The organism is Pseudomonas soli, from assembly GCF_021283165.2.
Taxonomy (GTDB): Bacteria; Pseudomonadota; Gammaproteobacteria; order Pseudomonadales; family Pseudomonadaceae; genus Aquipseudomonas; species Aquipseudomonas soli.
In genome coordinates this window covers 716,556-735,354 of sequence record NZ_CP128543.1, presented here as the reverse complement: position 1 = coordinate 735,354, position 18,799 = coordinate 716,556, and the positions used below count along the sequence as shown (strand labels likewise).

The following is an 18,799-nucleotide window of genomic DNA, read 5'->3' as shown; positions in this document are numbered from 1 at the left end:
AAGCGGCAAGTTGAAAGCAGCCTGCATCGACTGCTTTCTCTTGTAGCTTGCAGCTCACAGCTTGAGGGTCAGCGAGCTCTTACAATCATCTCGCCCTGGCTATCACCAATCGCCTGCAGGTTGGGCCGGTACATCGACTCCACCTGCGGAGGCGGAACGCGGTAGCTGCCCGGCGTCACCGCACGGGCCAGGTACAGCAGGTGGGTGGTGCCGTAGCTGTCGAGCTTGAGCGCGGCCACGTAGCGGTCGTCGCGATACTCCTGGTGCACCACGCTGGCGTTCTGCATCGACTCGCGCCACTGCTTCACCGCGCTGCTGGCATTGTCCAGGCTGGCAGCGCTCTGCGCCAGGTTCTGGTTCTCCAGCTCCAGGCCTGCCGGCAGCAGGTCCACTACCAGGGCGTCGGGCACCTGGTCCTGGGCCTTGAGCGCCAGGTGCACCAGCACCAGGTCACCGCTGCGCAGGTTGCGCACATCCAGCGCCTGGCCATTCATGCCCAGGTACTCGCGGCGGATTTCCATGCCATTGCCGCTGGCGGCCGGAGCCTGGCGCGGGTAGCCGGACAAGGTCAGCTGCTGGTACAGGGTGTCGCCACCCTGGTTCTGCACGGTCAATGGCGAGGCCAGCAGCGGGCCCTCGAGCTTCATGCCCGAATCATTGTTGTCGAACTCACGGACTTCACCGGCGCTGTCCAGGCGAGCCTTCCAAGTACCCTCCGGCTTGCCCAGCAGGCCACGGCCGGCAAGGAACAGCGCGTTGCGCTCCTGGGTAGACAGCCAACGGTTGGCGGCCAACTCGTCGGACAGGCCGAACAGGCGCTGGTCGACCTGATTGGCGGCCAGGTTGTTCTCCTGCAGCAGGGACAGGATCAACGCCTGGTCACGCAGGGCGCTGCCGTAGTCGGCCAGCCAGCCTTTGCCGCGGGTGACCGCCAGGCCCGCCTGCAGCGCCTGCTGCGAACGTTGCTTGTCGCCCATCTTGTCCAGCGCCACCGCCAGTTGCACCAGCGGCAAACCGGAGCGGGCGTCAGCACGACGCTCGAACAGGCTGCGCAAGGCGCCCAGCGGCGCCTGTTGGCTGCGCGCCAGCACCAGGCCGGCGTAGGCCTGCACGGCGAAGCGGGTGTGGTCGGCGTTCTGGCTGTAGTCGACTTCGATCAGGTTGCGCTCCTGCACATAGCGCAGCAGGCGCTCGCTGGCCTTCTTCAGCGCCTCGGCCGGTACACCGTAGCCTTGCTCGCGGGCGCGCAGCAGGAAATCGGTCACGTAGGCAGTCAGCCAGTATTCCTCCTCGCTGTCCGAACTCCACAGGCCGAAGCTGCCGTTGTAGCGCTGCATGCCCAGCAGATGCTCGATGCCCATCTCGATCTTGCGTTTGCGCACATCGGCCGGCTCACCCTTGATGCCCAGGCGCTTGAGGCTGTCGGCATCGGCGTACAGCGACGGGTACAGGCCACTGGTGGTCTGCTCCAGGCAGCCGTAGGGGTAGGCTTCCAGGGCGCGGATCTGCTCGGCAAGGTTCAGCGGTGGGCGGCTCGATAACGCCAGGCTGGCCTCCAGGCCCGCAGGCTCGAACTCGGCCAGGTCGCTGTCGGGCAGGCTCCAGGGCTGGTCCTTGAGGGCCACGCGGTAGTGCTTGAGCATCGCCGGGTAAGCCGGGCGAATACCCAGGGTCCATTCACGCTCGAAGGTACTAGCCGGCTCACCCGGCAGCTGCAGGCCGTTGACCTGCACGCGAACCTTGCCCTGGCCCAGGCCCCCCTGGGCCTGCACCGGGATCATCAGGGTGGTGCGCTGGCCTTCGGCGAGGGTGAAGTTCTGCTGAGCGCCACCGACCAGGCTCAGTTGACCTTCGCTGGACACCTGCACGCTCAGTTGCTGGGCGCGGCCGGACAGGTTGGCCAGGTCCAGCGCCAGGCGGGTCTGATCGCCACCGGCGAGGAAGCGCGGCGCGGACAGCTCGGCGATCAGCGGCGCGGCGACCACGGTCTTGCCCTCGGCCATGCCGAAGTGTTCTTCGGTCCAGGCCTGGGCCATCAGGCGCAGTTCACCGTTGAAATCGGGAATATCGACGCTGGCCTGGCCCTCGCCTTTTTCATCGAGGGTCACCGGCAGGCTCTGCTGGGCGACGATGGTCACCGTGGTGTTCGGGCGCTTGCCGCCCTTGGCCATGGCGGCGTCACCGCCGAAGGCCAGGCTGGCCAGGCGGCCCTGGCCGGCTTCGATCAACTGGCCATAGATGTCCAGCTGGTCGGCGCCATAGGCCTTGCGGCCGAACAGGCTGGCGAACGGATCGGGGGTCTTGAAGTCGGTGATGTTGAGGATGCCCACGTCCACCGCCGACAACAGCACATGCACCTGCTTGGGCACGCTGCCATCGGCGTTGACCGCCTTGACCTTGACGGTCAGCGGTTGCTTGGGCCGCATTTTTTCCGGCGCCTGCAGCGACACGGCCAGCTTGCGCTCGGCGCGGTCCAGCGGCAGGTGCAGCACGCCCACGGCGCGTTTCGGCGTGGCGTTGGCCTTGCGCTCACCCGGGCGGATCACCAGGGCGCTGATGTACAGGTCGTGGCGCGCCCACTTCTTGTCCAGTTCGACATCGAAGGTCTTGCCCTCGGCCGGCACCTCGATTTCCTGCCACCACAGCGGGCCGTCGGCGGACTCGATCATCAGGTAGCCGCTGCCGGCGGCCGGCGGGGTGACGGTGACCTTGGCGGTGCCGCCTTCCTTGTAGGCTGGCTTGTCCAGGGCGATCTTCACCTGGTCAGGGCGCACGGCGCCACCCTCGGCGTTGTCCTGGGCGCGGTAGCCGGCCCAGAAGCGGGCACTGGAGACCAGGCCGGTCTGCGGGTCTTCCACCTCGACACGGTACGGACCCCACTCCACCTGGAAGTTCAGCTTGGCGGTGGAACCTGCCTTCACGCTGACGGTTTCTTCAGCCTGGGTAAGGAACTTCTCGTTGTAGTTGTAGCTCCAGCCATCGCTCTGCGAGTAGTTCCAATAGTAGTCGCGGCGCTCGCGGATCAGCCGTACCTTCAGGTTGTCGGCGGCCAGTTTCTTGCCGTCGCGATCAGCCACCAGGAACTCGAACTCCACCGGGCCGTCGCCATCGGTTTCTTCGCCGTCGAACAGGCCGCGCAGGCCCGGCATACGCTCGGCAGGCCAGATCGGCTGCTCCAGGCGCCGGGTGATCGGCCGACCACCGGACTCCTGCAGGCTGGCCTGCACGGTCAGTTGCAGCGGCGAGCGGGCTTCAGCCCAGCGACTTTCGATGTCGATGCGGGCCTTGCCGTTCTGGTCGAGGGTGACTTCGTCCAGTTCCAGGTCCTGGTTCAGCTCGGTCTCGGTGACCGCGCCGAACTGATAGCCCGGCAGCGCCTTCACCGCTTCACGCAACGGACGCACGTAGGCCTGGCCACTGAGGCGGTTGCCGGCGGCGGGAGCTCCATAGAGGTAACGACCATTGACCTGGATCGTGGCGGTTTGCTCCGGCGCCAGCGGCGCGGCACTGCCTTTGAGCTCCAGCGCCAGGCGCTCGGGGAGGAAGTCCTCGACTAGGAATTCGTAAACCTGCTTGCGGCCACCGCCCATGTCGAGCAGCAACTGCCAACGGCCGGTCGGCGCTTCGCTGGCCAGTTGCAGCTGGTACTGGAACAGGCCGTTCTGGTCGGCCTCCCAGACGAACTTGCGGCTGACCTGCTCATCGGGGCGGCGTACTTCCACGTTCACCGGCTGGGCCTTGACCGGCTTGCCATCCTGGTCGCGCAGCAGGCCGTTGAGCAGCACGGTCTCGCCTGGGCGATAGAGGTCACGGGGGCCAAAGATGAAGAACTGCAGCGGGTTGGCCTGGGGCCCGGTGATGTCGAACTCGGCCAGGTCCAGCGCCGCGGTGTTCAGACGCAGCAGGGTGGTGTGCACGCCCTGAGTGGCGATCAGCGTATCGGCCTTGGCGGTGATCGGCAGCTGCGCATGACCGTCGCCGTCTGTTTTGGCCTGGGCCAGCAACTTGCCCTTGTCGTCGTGCAACTCGAGGGTGACGTCCTTGAGCGCCTTGCCGCCCTCAAGAGCCTGGGTGAACACGTCCAGGCGATCGCGATAGCGGTGCGCCGAGACACCGATGTCACTCAGGGTGAACAGGGTCGCCGGCTGCGAGTAGTCATAGGTGCCCGAGGCACGCATCACCGCCAGGTATACGCCTGGCTCCTGCAGCGGCTTGATCCCGGCGATCGGCAACAGCACGGTTTCGCGGGTATTGCGCGCCGGGTTGAGGTCGAAACGGCCGCTGTAGACCAGCTCGGCCATCTCCAGGGTTTCCTTGGACTGGTAGTAGTACAGGCTGCTGTTGCGCCCCCAGTTGACCAGGAAACTCGAGAGCATGTCCGGCTTGATGCGGAAGAACTCGACATCGACCTTGTCGACGTTCAGGGCAATCACCGGCAGGCCTTCGGCCAGGCGCGTGGGCAGCAGCGAACCGCGGCTGGCGAAGCCCACCGTGGCCTGCATATCGCGGGTCTCGAAGCGGCTGACCGATTCGGCCTGCAGCTGGTTGCCGTTGACCGAGAGCAGGCCCTTGTCGATGGTCAGGACCATCTTGCGCTGGGGCTCCAGGTGGCGCAGGCGCAGTTCCATCTGGTTGTCGGAGAGTTCCCAGGCGCCGTCGACCTTGCCCTTGACGGTGTCGACCAGGTGCAACTTGCCGGCGAAGTCCTGATTGGCGTCCAGCGGCGCGGAGACGCTGACCGACAGGGTGCTGGCGCCGTCGAGCTGCACTTCCGAGACGTCCAGCACGGTCAGTTCACGGCCGGCATAGCGTTTGGCGAGCACTGCCGGATCTTCGCGCTTGGCCGTCCGGGTTTCGACAGGCGCGACGGCAGCGGCGTCAGCAGCAGGCGCCGATGGCTTGTCCGGGGTGGAAGAATCACAGGCACTGAGCAGGGCCAGCGCGCAGGCCAGCAACAATCCTTTGTTGAGCATTTGAGAGAGAACTCTTCGGCAGCGTGTACGTGAGGGGGGCAACTATAGCGCAACGGCTCGAGGCTTTCCTGGCGATGCGCGGTAAGTGAGACCGTGTTCGCGCCAATAGGTTGCCGGGCCGGTACAATCCGTTGCGCAATCACGCAGGAGCCCGCATGTCTTCACTGTCCACCGCCTGGCGCAACCGCCCCACCCACCACAAGGTCTGGGCCCTGGCCGCGCCGATGATCCTGTCCAACATCTCGGTGCCGCTGGTGGCGCTGGTCGACAGCACGGTGATCGGCCACCTGCCCCATGCCCATCAGTTGGGCGCGGTGGCCGTCGGTGCCACGCTGTTCACCTTCATGGTCGGCCTGCTGGGCTTCCTGCGCATGGGCTCCACCGGCTTCGCCGCCCAGGCCGCCGGCCGCGCCGACGGCGCCGCGCTGCGCCAGGTACTTGTGCAGGGGCTGCTGCTGGCGCTGGCTTTCGCCGTGCTGATCGGCCTGCTGGCCCTACCCTTCAGCCAACTGGCACTGCAGGCGATGCAGCCCAGCGAGGCGCTGCATGCCTCGACCGAAGCCTTCTTCCACACCCGCCTGCTCGGCCTGCCGGCAGCACTGGCCAGCTATGCCCTGGTCGGCTGGTTCCTCGGCACCCAGAACGCCAGGGCGCCGCTGGCGATCCTGCTGACGACCAACCTGCTCAACATCGCCCTGAACCTGTGGTTCGTACTTGGCCTGGACTGGGGGGTGGTCGGCTCGGCGCGGGCCTCGGTGATCGCCGAATGGAGCGCCGCCCTGCTCGGCCTGGCCCTCACCCGCCCGGCCTTGCGCGCCTACCCCGGGCAGGTCGCCTGGGCCGCGTTGAAACGCTGGCAGAGCTGGCGGCCGCTGCTGGCGGTCAACCGCGACATCTTCCTGCGCAGCCTGGCCCTGCAACTGGTGTTCCTGCTGCTCACCGTGCAGGGTGCGCGCCTGGGCGAGGCTACGGTGGCAGCCAATGCCCTGCTGCTCAATGGGCTGATGCTCACCGCCTATGCCCTCGATGGCCTGGCCCATGCGGTCGAGGCCCTGTGCGGCCATGCCATCGGCGCCCGTGACCGCAGTGCCCTGAAGCAGGCACTGGTGGTGGCCTGCGGCTGGTCGCTGATCGTCAGCCTGGTGTTCGCCGTGCTGTTCTTGCTGGGCGGGCACCTGTTCATCGACCTGCAGACCGACATTGCCAGTGTGCGCGAAGCCGCGTATCCCTATCTGCCCTATCTGGCGGTGCTGCCATTGGTAGCCGTGTGGAGCTACCTGCTCGATGGCTTGTTCATCGGCGCGACGCGGGCACGCGAGATGCGCAATGCGATGCTGCTGTCGGTGGCGGTCGCGCTGCCCCTGGCGCTTGCCATGCGCGGGTTCGGCAACCATGGGCTGTGGTGGGCGTTCCTCGGCTTCATGGTGCTGCGGGCGGTGACGCTGGGGTGGCTGGGGTGGCGTTTGCAGCAGCGCGACCGCTGGATTCGCTGAGAGCGGCGCCGCTTTGCAGCGCTGCGTCACGAAACCAGGCGAAAGCCCTCACCTGCCCCCTTGCCTGCCCCCGGCCTGATTCCCCACAATCGCGGCCATGCCGCACCATGACAGGGAATTCGCCGTGCCATCCATCTACCAGCTCAAACCCCGCTTCCAGGCGCTGCTGCGCCCTTCGGTGCAACGCCTGTACGAGCGTGGCGTCACCGCCAACCAGGTCACCGTCGCCGCCGCGGCGGTCTCCATCGTCCTTGGCCTGCTGCTCGCCTGGCAGCACCAGGCCACCTGGCTGTTCATCCTGATACCGCTGTGGATGCTGCTGCGCATGGCGCTGAACGCGGTCGACGGCATGCTCGCCCGCGAGTTCGGCCAGCAGTCCAGGCTCGGCGCCTACCTCAATGAACTGTGCGACGTGATCGCCGACACCGCGCTGTACCTGCCGTTCGCCCTGCTGCCCGGCGTTTCGCCGGCACTGGTGGTGCTGGTGGTGGTGTTCGCCGTGATCAGCGAATACGCCGGGGTAATGGGCCCGCTGGCCGGCGCGTCACGCCGCTACGACGGGCCAATGGGCAAGAGCGACCGGGCCTTCGCCTTCGGCGTGCTGGGCACTGGCGTGGCGTTCGGGCTGCTGGCCGCGAGCTGGATCAATGGCCTGCTGCTGGTGATCCTGCTGCTCTCGCTCTATACCCTGTACAACCGGGTTCGCCACGGCCTGGCCGAAACCCGCTGAGCCCCTCGCTGCCGGACAAGGATATTCGCCATGCGCCAAGCGCAATCGCTGCATTTCTGCACCCATGACGGCGTCGAGCTGCACTATCGCCACTGGCCCGCCACGCGCAACGAGCATCAACCACGCCGCGCCGTGGTGATGTTCCACCGCGGCCACGAGCACGGCGGGCGCATGGCCCACCTGGCCGACGAACTGAACATGCCCGGTTATGATTTCTTCGCCTGGGACGCCCGTGGCCATGGCCAATCGCCAGGAGCACGCGGCGACAGCCCGGGCTTCGCCACCAGCGTGCGCGACGTGCAGACCTTCATCGAGCACCTCCAGGCCAGCCATGGCATCGCCGAACCCGATATGGTGGTGCTGGCGCAAAGCGTCGGCGCGGTACTGATCGCCACCTGGGCCCACGACTATGCGCCCAGGGTGCGCTGCCTGGTGCTCGCTTCGCCGGCGTTCAAGGTCAAACTCTATGTGCCCTTCGCCCGCCCCGGGCTGAAGCTGATGAAGGCCCTGCGCGGCAACTTCTTCGTCAACAGCTACGTCAAGCCGCGCCTGTTGACCCATGACCCGGAGCGGGTCATGTCCTATGTCGCCGACCCGCTGATCAGCCGGCCCATTTCGGTCAGCATGCTGCTGGGCCTGTATGACGCCGCCGACCGCGTGGTGGCCGACGCCCAGGCAATCCAGGTGCCGACGCAACTGCTGATCTCCGGCGCGGACCTGGTGGTCGAGCGCAAGCCGCAGGAGCAGTTCTTCGATCGCCTGGGCAGCGCACGCAAGGAAAAGCACATCCTGCCAGGCTTCTTCCATGACACCCTTGGCGAGCGCGACCGCGCCCACGCCCTGGCGCGGATCGAACGCTTCGTCGAGCACTGCTTCGACGCGCCGCCAGCGCGCCCTTCCTTGTTGGACGCCGACAGGAGCGGCGCCAGCTGCGCCGAGGCCGAGAGCCTGGCTGCGCCGTTGCCACGCCATTCGCCACGCGACCTCTACTGGCGCGCCACCCGCGCCGGCCTGCAGTTGGGCAAGGGCCTTTCCGAGGGGGTGAAACTGGGCTTCGACACCGGCTTCGACTCCGGCTCGACCCTCGACTACGTCTACCGCAATACGCCGACCGGCAAAGGCCGGTTGGGCGAGCTGGTCGACCGGAACTACCTGGACGCCATCGGCTGGCGCGGTATCCGCCAGCGCAAGCTGAACGTCGAGGAGCTGTTGCGCCTGGCCATCGCCCAGTTGCGCGAGCAGCAGCGCCCGGTCCATATCGTCGATATCGCCGCCGGCCATGGCCGCTATATCCTCGAGGCCTTGCAAGGCCTGCAGCAACTGCCCGACTCGATCCTGCTGCGCGACTACAGCGAGCTGAACGTGCAACAGGGCAACGCACTGATCAGCGAAAAAGACCTCGGCGAGATCGCCCGCTTCGTCCAGGGTGATGCCTTCGATCGGCAAAGCCTGGCCAGCCTCACCCCACGCCCCACCCTCGCGGTGGTCTCGGGGCTCTACGAGCTGTTCGCCAGCAACGAGCTGGTCGGCAATTCACTGGCGGGCTTGGCCGATGCCGTCGAGGACGGCGGCTACCTGGTCTACACCGGCCAGCCCTGGCATCCGCAGCTGGAGATGATCGCCCGCGCCCTGACCAGCCACCGCGGCGGCCAGGCCTGGGTTATGCGCCGACGCAGCCAGGCAGAGATGGATCAGTTGGTCGAGGCCGCAGGGTTCCGCAAGATCACCCAGCGCATCGATGAATGGGGCATCTTCAGCGTCAGCCTAGCGCAGCGGGTGCGCTGATGGCCCGTGAAACCGGGCTGATCCGCCGCGGCGTGCTCTGGCTGTTGCTGCTCGGACCGTTGTTTTTCCTCAGCTACGGCCTGGCCAACTCCTACACGGCCGGACGCGACGATATCGGCAGCCTGGTGTTCGCCTGGGAACGGCACATGCCGCTGTGGCCGTGGACTATCATCCCGTACTGGTCGATCGACCTGCTGTACGGGTTGTCGTTCCTGCTGCCACGTACACGTCGCGAGATGGACCGACATGCCTTGGCATTGCTCACGGCACAGATGATCTGCGTGGCCTGCTTCCTGCTCTGGCCGCTGCGCTTCACCTTCGAGCGTCCCGAGCTGTCAGGGCTGTTCGGCTGGCTGTTCGATGTGCTGATGGGCTTCGACAAGCCCTACAACCAGGCGCCTTCGCTGCATATCGCGCTGTTGGTGATCATCTGGACGATGTTCGCCCGCCATGCGCGGCATCCCGCCTGGCGCTGGCTGGTGCACGGCTGGATGGGGCTGATCGGGCTGTCGGTCCTGAGCACCTGGCAGCATCACTTCATCGATGTGCCGACCGGGGCGTTGGCCGGGTTCGTCTGCCTGTGGCTGTGGCCGCAACAAGGGCCGTTGCCCTGGCAGCAGGCACGCCTGGCACGCGATCCCAAACGCTGGCGGCTGGCGTTGCGTTATGGACTGGGCGCGCTGCTGCTGGCCGTGCTCGGGTTCAAGCTGGGGCACTCCGCCTTGTGGCTGCTCTGGCCTGCGTTTTCACTGCTGCTGGTAGCGTTGAACTACGCACTGTTCGGAGCGCAAGGTTTCCAGAAAAGCAGCGATGGCCGGCTGTCGGTCGCGGCGACGGCATTGCTGGCGCCTTACCTGATTGCTGCCTGGATCAATTCAAGGCTGTGGACCTGGCGCCATCCGCAGGCGGATGAGGTGTGCGAGGGGGTGTACCTCGGGCGTGTGCCGGGCGCGGGTGATACGGTGCAGTTCCCGGCGGTGATCGACCTCAGCGCGGAGCTCGCCTGCCGGGTCCGCATCGCGGGGCAAGCGCGCTGCCACGAGCAGACGCCACAGGCTTCGCAGTCCTACCTGAACCTGCCGTCACTGGACCTGGTCGCCCCTGACACGCAGACCTTGCAGCAAGCTGCCGAGGCTATCGAACACCTGCGCCGGCACGGCCCGGTACTGGTCTGCTGCGCACTGGGCTACTCACGCAGCGCCAGCGCAGTCGCCGCCTGGCTGGTTGTCAGCGGTCGCTGCAAGGCAATCGCGCATGCCGAAACACTGATCCGCCAGGCGCGCCCCGGCGTGGTATTGCATCCAGCCCACCGCCAGGCCCTGCAGCCGCTGGAGACACAGCCATGAACCTGCTCGTCGTCGCCAGCCTGCTCGCCCGTGGCCGCCAACTGGAGCGCTGGTCGGACGGCATCACCTTGCTGGCCCTGGCCTGCAGCCTGGCGCCCATGCTGGGCGTGCCGCTGCCAGCGCTGCCCCGGGTGTTCTGCGCAACGTTGCTGGCGCTTGGCCTGGCGCACAAGTACTGGGCCATACGCGTTGCCCTGGATGCCGAGCTGTTCGCCCGGCTCGCCAGCCGCGACAGCCTGCCCGCTGATACCCAGGCCCTGGACCGTGCCCTGTTCGAACTGCGCCTGAAACCGACCGCCGACGATCCACGCGGCTGGCCTGCACGCAGCGAGGCTGCCCTGGCCCTGCTGCGCCGTCAGGCCTTGTGCCTGGCCGCGCAGGTGCTGCTCGCCGTCACCCTTCCCTTCACCGGATAACCCCGATGCTCGCCAGCCTGACTGCCTTCGTCATCACCTCCGCCGCCCGCCTGATCACCGGTGCCCGCGCCCTGTGGCTGGGCTGCACGCCGCAACCGGTGCAGCGCCTGTACTTCGCCAACCACAGCAGCCACGGTGACTTCGTGCTGCTCTGGGCCGCGCTGCCCGAGCCGCTGCGCCGCCGCACCCGGCCAGTGGCCGGCGCCGACTACTGGTGCAAGCCGGGCATCCGCGACTTCCTGATCCGCCAGGTGTTCAACGGCGTGCTGATCGATCGCCAGCTGGCCTGCGAGGGCAACCCACTGCAACCGGTGCTCGACGCCTTTGCCCAGGGTGACTCGCTGATCTTCTTCCCGGAAGGCACGCGCAACCTCACCGATGACCCGCTGCTGCCGTTCAAGAGCGGCCTGTTCCACCTGGCCTCGGCCAACCCGCAGGTAGAGCTGGTGCCGGTGTGGATCGCCAACCTCAACCGGGTCATGCCCAAAGGACGCGCCCTGCCGCTGCCGCTGTTGTGCACCCTGAGTTTCGGCGAGCCGCTGCACCTGCAGCAGGACGAAGCCAAGCATGCCTTTCTCGAGCGGGCCCGCCAGGCCCTGCTGAACCTGGCCCCGAAGGAAGCCTGAGATGGATCACAACACCCTGTCGCTATTCGCCGGTATCGGCGCCCTGCTGCTGCTCGCCAGCCTCGTCGGCCGCCTGCTCAAGTGGCGTGCCGGCCCCGCGCCACATGCGGTGATCGACAACCTCAACGCGCGCATCAATGCCTGGTGGGTGATGGTGCTGGTGATCGGCATCGCCTTCCTGTTCGGCAAGTACGGCGTCATCGTGCTGTTCTACGGCGTCTCGTTCTACGCCCTGCGCGAGTTCATGACCCTCACCCCGACCCGACGCAGCGACTACCCCGCCCTGGTGGCGGCGTTCTACGTGGCGTTGCCGGTGCAGTACCTGCTGATCGCCATGGACTGGTACGGCCTGTTCAGCATCTTCATCCCGGTGTACCTGTTCCTGCTGCTGCCGATCCTCGCCAGCTTCGGCGGCGACACCACGCGCTTCCTCGAGCGCGCCTCGAAGGTGCAGTGGGGCCTGATGATCGCGGTGTACTGCGTGTCTTCGGTGCCGGCGCTGATGACCCTGGACATCCCCGGCTACGAAGGCCGCAACCTGCTGCTGATCGCCTGGCTGATCCTGGTGGTGCAGATCAGCGACGTGCTGCAGTACGTCTGCGGCAAGCTGTTCGGCAAGCGCAAGGTGGCGCCCAACCTGTCGCCGTCGAAGACCGTCGAAGGCCTGGCCGGCGGCGTGGCCTTGGCGACCCTGGTCGGCGCCCTGCTGTGCTGGATCACCCCGTTCACCTTCTGGCAGGCGGCGCTGATGGCGCTGACGGTCAATGCCATGGGCTTCTTTGGAGGGCTGGTGATGTCGGCGATCAAGCGCGACCGCGGAGTGAAGGACTGGGGCCACATGATCGAAGGCCACGGCGGCATGCTCGACCGCATGGACTCGGTGTGCTTCGCAGCGCCCGTGTTCTTCCACTTCGTGCGTTACTGGTGGGCGTGAAGCCTGGCCGATCGGCAGGCTTGGGTTGAGATAGCGCGCTCTGACAGCTGGACGTCGAGCCCAGGCAACTGCCCGTACTTCGATGGCCCTATGGTGACGCGTCATCTCACCTGTTACCTGGAGCCATGCCATGTCCGACTTCATCACCGTCCTGCGCGAAACCTGTCCGACCCCGGTGGTCGACGCGACCAAATGGAAGCGCATCGGCGGCGACCCGCACACCGTCAACCTGAACGCCTACCTGTCCGCCGACGGCAGCAAGATCATGGGCACCTGGATCTGCACGCCGGGCAAGTTCGAGGTCAACTACGAGAAGTGGGAGTACTGCCATTTCCTCGATGGCTACTGCATCGTCACCCCGGAAGGCGAGGAGCCGAAGCATCTGAAGGCGGGGGATGTGTTCGTGATCGAGCCGGGGATGAAAGGGACCTGGGAAGTGGTCGAGACGGTGCGCAAATACTTCGTGTTTGCCTGAAAGCTCGAAGCAAAAAAATCGCGGAGCACATGCCCCTCCCCCAAGGTGCGCAGTTACAAGGGGGAGGACCATACGATCCGCGATCAAGTCCACTCGCGGGTCAATCCTTCTTGCGGTACCCCTCGACGATCGCCGAGAAATCCTTGCCACCTTCGCCGCGCAGGCTCATGGCCTGGTAAAGTTGCTGGGCCACGGCACCCAGGATCACCGGCTGGTGCGCCTGGCGCGCGGCCTCGGTGGCCAGCCCCAGGTCCTTGAGCATCAGTTCGGCGCCGAAGCCGCCGGTATACCCCCGTGAAGCTGGGGCAGTCTCGATGATGCCTGGCCACGGGTTGTAGGTGTCCGAACTCCAGCAACGTCCGGTCGAGCTGTTGATGATCCCGGCCAGCACCTTGGTGTCGATGCCCAACGCATTGCCCAGGGCCATGGCCTCGGACACGCCGATCATCGAGATACCCAGCAGCAGGTTGTTGCAGATCTTGGCGATCTGCCCGGTGCCGACTTCGCCGCAATGCACGATATTGCGGCCCATCTGCTCCAGCACCGGCTTGAGCGTGGCGAACAGCTCGGCGCTGGCGCCGACCATGAAGGTCAGGGTGCCGGCCGCCGCGCCACCGGTGCCGCCAGAGACCGGCGCATCACCCATGTCGATGCCCTTGGCCGCGGCGGCCTTGGAGACCTCACGGGCGGTCTGCGGATCGATGGTGCTGCAGTCCACGGTCGGAGTGCCGGGGCGAATGCCGGCCAGCACGCCGGTTTCTTCATCCAGGTACACGCCACGCACATGAGCGGCGGCCGGCAGCATGGTGATCACCAGCTCGCTGTTGACGGCGGCGTCCTTCGGTGAGGTGCTGACCTGCCCGCCCAGCTCGGCGAGTTCGGCCAGCACGGTCTTGTTCAGGTCGAACAGGTTGAGCTGGTGCCCGGCCTTGATCAGGTTGCGGGCCATGGGCGCGCCCATGTTGCCCAGGCCGATGAATGCGATACGCATGACGAGCTCCTTAGCGCAGGCTGATGGTGGTGTTCACACCGTCATTGACGCTGTCATCGTCGAACCAGCGGGCGGTGACGGTCTTGGTCTGAGTGTAGAACTGCACCACCTGCTTGCCGTACGGGCCGAGGTCGCCAAGCTTGGAACCGCGCGAACCTGTGAAGCTGAAGAACGGCACCGGTACCGGAATCGGGATGTTGATGCCGACCTGGCCGATGTCGATCTCGCTCTGGAACTTGCGCGCCGCCGCGCCGCTCTGGGTGAACAGGCCGGTGCCGTTGCCGAACGGGTTGGCGTTGACCAGGGCGATGGCCTCGTCGAGGGTATCCACCTCCAAAGTCACCAGCACCGGGCCGAAGATTTCCTGGGTGTAGACCTGCATGTCGGTCTTCACCCCGGAGAACAGGGTCGGACCGACGAAGTTGCCTTGCTCGTAGCCCGGCACCTTCACGTCGCGGCCGTCCAGTTCGAGCTTGGCGCCCTCCTTGATACCGCTTTCGATCAGGCCCAGCACACGCTCCTTGGCGCGCTTGGAGACCACCGGGCCGACATCGGTGCCCGGCTCGTTGCCGGCATTGACCTTGAGCTTGCTCGCCGCGTCCTTGATATCCGGCAGCCATTCGCGGGCCTTGCCCACCAGCACCGCCACCGAGGTGGCCATGCAGCGCTGGCCGGCCGCGCCGAAGGCGGCGCCGACCAGGGCGTTGATGGTCTGGGTGCGGTTGGCGTCGGGCAGCACCACGGCGTGGTTCTTGGCACCCATCATCGACTGCACGCGCTTGCCGTGCTGGCTGCCCAGGTTGTAGACGTGGGTGCCGACTTCGGTCGAGCCGACGAACGAGATCGCCTTGATGTCCGGGTGGGTGCAGATGCCATCGACCACTTGCTTGCCGCCATGCACCACGTTGAGCACGCCGGCCGGCACGCCAGCCTCCAGCGCCAGCTCGACCAGCATCATGGTCGACAGCGGGTCCTGCTCGGACGGCTTGAGCACGAAGGTGTTGCCGCAGACGATGGCCATCGGGAACATCCACAGCGGGATCATCGCCGGGAAGTTGAACGGGGTGATGCCGGCGCACACGCCGATCGGCTGGCGCAGGGTGTAGGTGTCGACGCCGCCGGCGACGTTCTCGGCGAACTCGCCCATCTGCAGGGTGCCAATGGAGGCGGCGTGCTCGACCACTTCCAGGCCACGGAATATATCGCCCTCGGCATCGGCAATGGTCTTGCCCTGCTCGGCGCTGAGGGTCACGGCGATGCGCTTGCTGTGTTCGCGGATCAGCGCCTGCAGCTTGAGCATGATGCGCATGCGCGCGCCGATGGGAGTGTCGCGCCAGGTCTTGAAGGCGCGCTCGGCGGCGGCCACCGCGGCGTTCACTTCCTCGACGGTGGCGAACGGCACACGCGCCAGCACCTGCTGGGTGGCCGGGTTGACGATGTCGCGCCACTCGGTGGTTTTCGACTCGACCCATTGGCCGTCGATCAGCAGCTTGACCTGCTCGACCTTGGTCTGGTCGGGCGTCTGGGGTGCGTTCATCTGCGCTCTCCTTGGAATTATTGTCGGAACGAAGACGCCTACGCCGGCATGGACACGGGGTGGCGTACAGGGGCTGAGATCGAGTATAGATGTGCAAACATCCAACAAGAATGCACAAAAAAACCGGATCATCATGCAAAAAGACCTCACCTCCCTGAGCGCGCTGAACTGGGACGACCTCAAGTTCTTTCTTGAGGTAGCGCGCACCCGCAAGGCCAGCAGTGCGGCCAAGCGCCTGGCCGTGGACTACACCACGGTGTCGCGGCGCATCGGTTCACTGGAAGGGGCGCTGGGCACTTTGCTGTTCGAAAAATCGCGGACCAACGGCTTCGTCCTCACCGCCGAGGGCCAGCGTCTGCTGGGCTATGCCGAGTCGATCGAGAGCACCTTGCACATGGCTTGCGAGCAAGTCTCGGGCTCGGGCGTGGCATTGTCGGGGCATGTGCGCATGGGCTGCACCGAAGGCTTCGGCAGCTTCTTCGTCACCCCGCAGCTGAGCCACTTCGTCGATGCCTGGCCGGCGATCTCTGTGGACATCCTGCCGCTGCCGCACTTCATCAGCCTGTCCAAGCGCGAAGCCGATATCGTCATCGCCCTGGAGCGTCCGGAACATGGCCCTTACGTGTGCTGCAAGCTGTGCGACTACCGCCTGCGCCTGTATGCCACCCAGGATTACCTGGACAGCCATGAACCCATCCGCGAGATTGCCGACCTGGGGCGCCACCCGTTCATCAGCTACGTGGACGACCTGGCCTTCAGCTCGGAGCTACTGTATCTGGCCAACCTGATCCCCAACGCCAACGCGCACCTGCGCAGCACCAGCGTGATCGCCCAGTACACGGCGGCATTGCAGGGGCGTGGGCTGGCGATCCTGCCGTGCTTCCTGGCGGCGCAGGACCCACGGCTGGTGACGGTGCTGCCGGAGCAGATCGAGGTGACGCGGCAGTTCTGGATGTACTGCCGGGAGGACCTGCGCAAGTTGAAGCGGATCACCCTGCTGTGGGATTACATCCGTGAGGTGACCGAGGCCAATGCGCCGTTGTTGATGGGGGAGACGCGGGAGATGAAGTTCGCTCGGGATTGAGGGAAGGCATCATCGCGGGGCAAGCCCCGCGATGTCGGTATCACTCCGACCCCACCACGATCGACACCCGGCGGTTCTCCATGCGCCCTGCGGCGGTGCGGTTGTCCGCCACCGGCTGGCTGCTGCCCATGCCGCGGGTCTGGATGTTCTGCGGCTGCATGCCGATGCCGGCCAAGGCCTTGGCCACGCTCTGCGCGCGGCGCTCGGACAACTGCTGGTTGTAGGCGGCCTTGCCCGAGGCGTCGGCGTGACCGTCGATGCGCACGCGTTGGATATCCACCGACAGCAACGCCTTGCCGATGCGCTCGACGATCGATTCGCTCTGGCTGTTGAGGCTATCCAGGTCGCTGCCAAACAGCACCTTGCCGGACAGGTCGAACGCCCAGCCGTCATCGGTCGGGGCGAAGCCCTCGCGCTTGAGCACGGCGACCTGCTCGGGTGTCAGCCCCTTGGGCGGCACGCTCTGGCAGCCGGTGAGGGCGAACAGCGCCAGCAGCAGGGTGAATAACGGGAAACGCAGTACGGAAAAACGCTTGGTCACGGTTCAGCTCCTGTTCTTTGCATCGTTGGCACAGCGTTCCGTCTGTGCCACTTGCCAATGGCCGCGGCGATTGCGCTTGGCCTGGTACATCGCCGCATCGGCGGCATTGAGCAGACTGGCCGGGTCGCGGCCGTCGTCCGGGTAATAGGCGATACCGACACTCAGCGAGGTGGTCAGACTGGTACCATCCTCCAGTTGCACCGGCAGCTTCATGCTGTCGACGATTTTCTCGGCGATGCGCTTGGCATCCTCTCGCGAGTGCAGCGGCGTCAGCAGCACGGCGAACTCGTCACCGCCCAGGCGCGCCACCAGGTCATGCTCGCGCAGTTGCGCACGCACCCGACTAGCCACGCTGATCAGCACTTCGTCCCCCACCGCATGGCCGAGGCTGTCGTTGATCTGCTTGAAATGGTCGCTGTCCAGGAACAACAGGGCCAGATGATCTTGCGTGCGCGCTGCGTTGCGCAGGCTGCGACTCAGCCGCCCTTCGAAGAAGGCGCGGTTGGGCAGGCCGGTCAGGCTGTCATGGCTGGCCTGGTGGGCGAGGGTTTCGTTCTCGCTTTGCAGGTGGCTCTGCCACACCTCCAGCTCATCGAGCAGGGCATTGAAGTCGTTGCCCAGCTCGTTGAGCTCGGCGATCTGGGTTTCCGGCACGCGGCGGTCGAAACTGCGCTCGCGCCGCGCCGCATGGGCGACGCTGGCCAGGTTGCGCAGGGGCCGGATGATGTCGCTGAACAGGCGCCGTGAAAGATACAGCGCCAGCACCGCGCTGAGCACCGTGCACACCAGGATCCCGGCCAGGCCGCTGAGCAGGAAGCGCACCAGGCTGCCACCCTGCCCGGTCAACTCGATATGCCCGACGCGCTGGCCCATGTGTTGCACCGGCATGTTGATCGGCTCTTCCAGCAGTCCGCGCGCCACCTGGGTCTGCAACTGCGCCATCACGCCGGGCGTATCACGCTGCCAATGGGCGAGCAGTTCGCCGTCGTTGTCATAGACCTTGGCGTCGGCGACCTCCTCGGTGGAGGCGATCAATGCCAGCGCTTCGTTGGCCGCGGCACTGTCGTCGAACACCACGGCCGCCTCGACGGTGTAGTTGATGGAGCGGGCGATCAGGTGCAGGTTGTGATTGGCATAGACGCGCAACGCCGCCACGCCGAGCAGGGTCACCAGCACACCGGCCAGGCCCGCGGCGAGCAGCGCCACGCTCAGGTGACGACGGCCGAGCACAGCACGCAGGGTCGGCCGGCTGAAGCGCTTGGCTGAACGCTTCATGGCTGCCCTGCCCGCCGTCGCGACAGCTGCAGCACGCTGGGGTGGATGCGCACACCGCTGCGCGCCACCGAGTCGAGGTTGACGTCGAACGCCACCTGCTGGTCGCTGACCCGCAGGCAGAACAGGCTACCCACGGTGCACGGGTCATCGGCCTCGCTGATGCTCAGCAATGGGTGGCCATTGACCCGCTGGAACAACCGCTCACGTTCCAGCTTGTCGAGCTTGCCGATATAGATGGCATCACAGGCATTGGCCACGCTCGGGTCGTCGGCCAGCAGACGGCGCACCTGCAGGGGTTGCCCGGAGTTCTGCACATTGCCCTTGATCAGGTCGTCGGCGTACTCGGTAGGGCCGACCAGGCACAGGCGCAAGGGGTTGGGGTCGGCAGGCCAGCGTGCGTAGCTGAGGATCCCCAGTACCACCTGGGTCACGGCCTTGGCCCGTTGCTGCGCCTGCGCATCCGACGCGGCAGTGCCCGCCCAGGCGGGAGCGCCGGTCGACAACAGCGTGGCCATCAGCAGCGAGAGCGCACAACCCGTCACTCGTCTCAAGACCGAGACAGCCACAGTCATGGGGGAAAATCTCACAAAATG

General features: G+C 66.2%; 15 protein-coding genes. 9 read left to right on the top strand and 6 right to left on the bottom strand.

Going from position 1 to position 18,799, the window contains the following annotated elements:
• Window positions 1-68: 68 nt before the first annotated feature.
• Window positions 69-4,973 (bottom strand): alpha-2-macroglobulin, encoded by a 4,905-nt coding sequence (locus LU688_RS03260; protein ID WP_094010341.1) that lies wholly within the window; start codon window positions 4,971-4,973, stop codon window positions 69-71.
• Window positions 4,974-5,128: 155 nt separating this feature from the next.
• Here LU688_RS03260 and LU688_RS03255 point away from each other — a divergent pair, with 155 nt between their 5' ends.
• From LU688_RS03255 to LU688_RS03220, 8 genes are all read left to right on the top strand, one after another.
• A complete protein-coding gene (locus tag LU688_RS03255; protein ID WP_038707318.1) occupies window positions 5,129-6,466 on the top strand; it encodes an MATE family efflux transporter in 1,338 nt (445 codons plus the stop codon).
• A 124-nt stretch (window positions 6,467-6,590) separates the two neighbouring features.
• A complete protein-coding gene (locus LU688_RS03250) occupies window positions 6,591-7,196 on the top strand; it encodes a CDP-alcohol phosphatidyltransferase family protein (protein ID WP_094010370.1) in 606 nt (201 codons plus the stop codon).
• A gap of 30 nt (window positions 7,197-7,226) precedes the next feature.
• A complete protein-coding gene (locus LU688_RS03245) occupies window positions 7,227-8,981 on the top strand; it encodes a bifunctional alpha/beta hydrolase/class I SAM-dependent methyltransferase (protein WP_094010342.1) in 1,755 nt (584 codons plus the stop codon).
• On the top strand, window positions 8,981-10,327 hold the full coding sequence (locus LU688_RS03240; RefSeq protein ID WP_094010343.1) for a phosphatase PAP2/dual specificity phosphatase family protein: 1,347 nt from the start codon (window positions 8,981-8,983) through the stop codon (window positions 10,325-10,327). Before LU688_RS03245 ends, LU688_RS03240 begins: the two co-directional genes overlap by 1 nt.
• Window positions 10,324-10,743, top strand: coding sequence for a hypothetical protein (locus LU688_RS03235; RefSeq protein WP_094010344.1), 420 nt, complete (start codon window positions 10,324-10,326; stop codon window positions 10,741-10,743). The genes LU688_RS03240 and LU688_RS03235 overlap by 4 nt, the downstream gene beginning before the upstream one ends.
• Window positions 10,744-10,748: 5 nt before the next feature.
• Complete coding sequence (locus LU688_RS03230; protein ID WP_094010345.1) at window positions 10,749-11,369, top strand: lysophospholipid acyltransferase family protein; 621 nt, start codon at window positions 10,749-10,751, stop codon at window positions 11,367-11,369.
• Window position 11,370: 1 nt separating this feature from the next.
• Window positions 11,371-12,303 (top strand): phosphatidate cytidylyltransferase, encoded by a 933-nt coding sequence (locus LU688_RS03225; protein WP_023631694.1) that lies wholly within the window; start codon window positions 11,371-11,373, stop codon window positions 12,301-12,303.
• Window positions 12,304-12,433: 130 nt separating this feature from the next.
• On the top strand, window positions 12,434-12,778 hold the full coding sequence (locus tag LU688_RS03220) for a cupin domain-containing protein (RefSeq protein ID WP_023631693.1): 345 nt from the start codon (window positions 12,434-12,436) through the stop codon (window positions 12,776-12,778).
• A gap of 100 nt (window positions 12,779-12,878) precedes the next feature.
• Here the strand turns inward: LU688_RS03220 and mmsB are convergent, their stop codons facing one another.
• Both mmsB and LU688_RS03210 read right to left on the bottom strand, forming a co-directional pair.
• The gene (gene mmsB, locus LU688_RS03215; RefSeq protein WP_038707314.1) at window positions 12,879-13,769 is read right to left on the bottom strand and encodes a 3-hydroxyisobutyrate dehydrogenase; all 891 of its coding nucleotides are present in this window, start codon (window positions 13,767-13,769) and stop codon (window positions 12,879-12,881) included.
• Between the two features lie 10 nt (window positions 13,770-13,779).
• Window positions 13,780-15,306, bottom strand: a complete 1,527-nt coding sequence (locus tag LU688_RS03210; protein ID WP_038707313.1) for a CoA-acylating methylmalonate-semialdehyde dehydrogenase — start codon at window positions 15,304-15,306, stop codon at window positions 13,780-13,782.
• A gap of 133 nt (window positions 15,307-15,439) precedes the next feature.
• Between LU688_RS03210 and LU688_RS03205 the strand changes: the two genes are divergently transcribed.
• Window positions 15,440-16,390, top strand: a complete 951-nt coding sequence (locus tag LU688_RS03205) for a LysR family transcriptional regulator (protein WP_031316500.1) — start codon at window positions 15,440-15,442, stop codon at window positions 16,388-16,390.
• A 40-nt stretch (window positions 16,391-16,430) separates the two neighbouring features.
• Here LU688_RS03205 and yfiB read toward each other — a convergent pair whose 3' ends face one another.
• From yfiB to yfiR, 3 genes are read right to left on the bottom strand one after another with little or no spacing between them, the layout of a single operon-like run.
• Window positions 16,431-16,931 carry an outer membrane lipoprotein YfiB gene (yfiB, locus tag LU688_RS03200; RefSeq protein ID WP_231867455.1) on the bottom strand — a complete coding sequence of 167 codons (501 nt, stop codon included), beginning with the start codon at window positions 16,929-16,931 and terminating at the stop codon, window positions 16,431-16,433.
• A 3-nt stretch (window positions 16,932-16,934) separates the two neighbouring features.
• On the bottom strand, window positions 16,935-18,206 hold the full coding sequence (gene dgcN, locus LU688_RS03195) for a diguanylate cyclase DgcN/YfiN (RefSeq protein WP_023632751.1): 1,272 nt from the start codon (window positions 18,204-18,206) through the stop codon (window positions 16,935-16,937).
• Window positions 18,203-18,778 carry a regulatory sequestration protein YfiR gene (gene yfiR / locus LU688_RS03190; RefSeq protein ID WP_031316726.1) on the bottom strand — a complete coding sequence of 192 codons (576 nt, stop codon included), beginning with the start codon at window positions 18,776-18,778 and terminating at the stop codon, window positions 18,203-18,205. Before yfiR ends, dgcN begins: the two co-directional genes overlap by 4 nt.
• Window positions 18,779-18,799 lie beyond the last annotated feature (21 nt).

Excerpts from the sequence above, each read along its gene's own strand:
- LU688_RS03260 (WP_094010341.1), bottom strand. The coding sequence starts at position 4,973 with ATGCTCAACAAAGGATTGTTGCTGGCCTGCGCGCTGGCCCTGCTCAGT.
- LU688_RS03255 (WP_038707318.1), top strand. The coding sequence starts at position 5,129 with ATGTCTTCACTGTCCACCGCCTGGCGCAACCGCCCCACCCACCACAAG.
- LU688_RS03245 (WP_094010342.1), top strand. The coding sequence starts at position 7,227 with ATGCGCCAAGCGCAATCGCTGCATTTCTGCACCCATGACGGCGTCGAG.
- LU688_RS03240 (WP_094010343.1), top strand. The coding sequence starts at position 8,981 with ATGGCCCGTGAAACCGGGCTGATCCGCCGCGGCGTGCTCTGGCTGTTG.
- LU688_RS03235 (WP_094010344.1), top strand. The coding sequence starts at position 10,324 with ATGAACCTGCTCGTCGTCGCCAGCCTGCTCGCCCGTGGCCGCCAACTG.
- LU688_RS03230 (WP_094010345.1), top strand. The coding sequence starts at position 10,749 with ATGCTCGCCAGCCTGACTGCCTTCGTCATCACCTCCGCCGCCCGCCTG.
- LU688_RS03225 (WP_023631694.1), top strand. The coding sequence starts at position 11,371 with ATGGATCACAACACCCTGTCGCTATTCGCCGGTATCGGCGCCCTGCTG.
- LU688_RS03220 (WP_023631693.1), top strand. The coding sequence starts at position 12,434 with ATGTCCGACTTCATCACCGTCCTGCGCGAAACCTGTCCGACCCCGGTG.
- mmsB (WP_038707314.1), bottom strand. The coding sequence starts at position 13,769 with ATGCGTATCGCATTCATCGGCCTGGGCAACATGGGCGCGCCCATGGCC.
- LU688_RS03210 (WP_038707313.1), bottom strand. The coding sequence starts at position 15,306 with ATGAACGCACCCCAGACGCCCGACCAGACCAAGGTCGAGCAGGTCAAG.
- LU688_RS03205 (WP_031316500.1), top strand. The coding sequence starts at position 15,440 with ATGCAAAAAGACCTCACCTCCCTGAGCGCGCTGAACTGGGACGACCTC.
- dgcN (WP_023632751.1), bottom strand. The coding sequence starts at position 18,206 with ATGAAGCGTTCAGCCAAGCGCTTCAGCCGGCCGACCCTGCGTGCTGTG.
- yfiR (WP_031316726.1), bottom strand. The coding sequence starts at position 18,778 with ATGACTGTGGCTGTCTCGGTCTTGAGACGAGTGACGGGTTGTGCGCTC.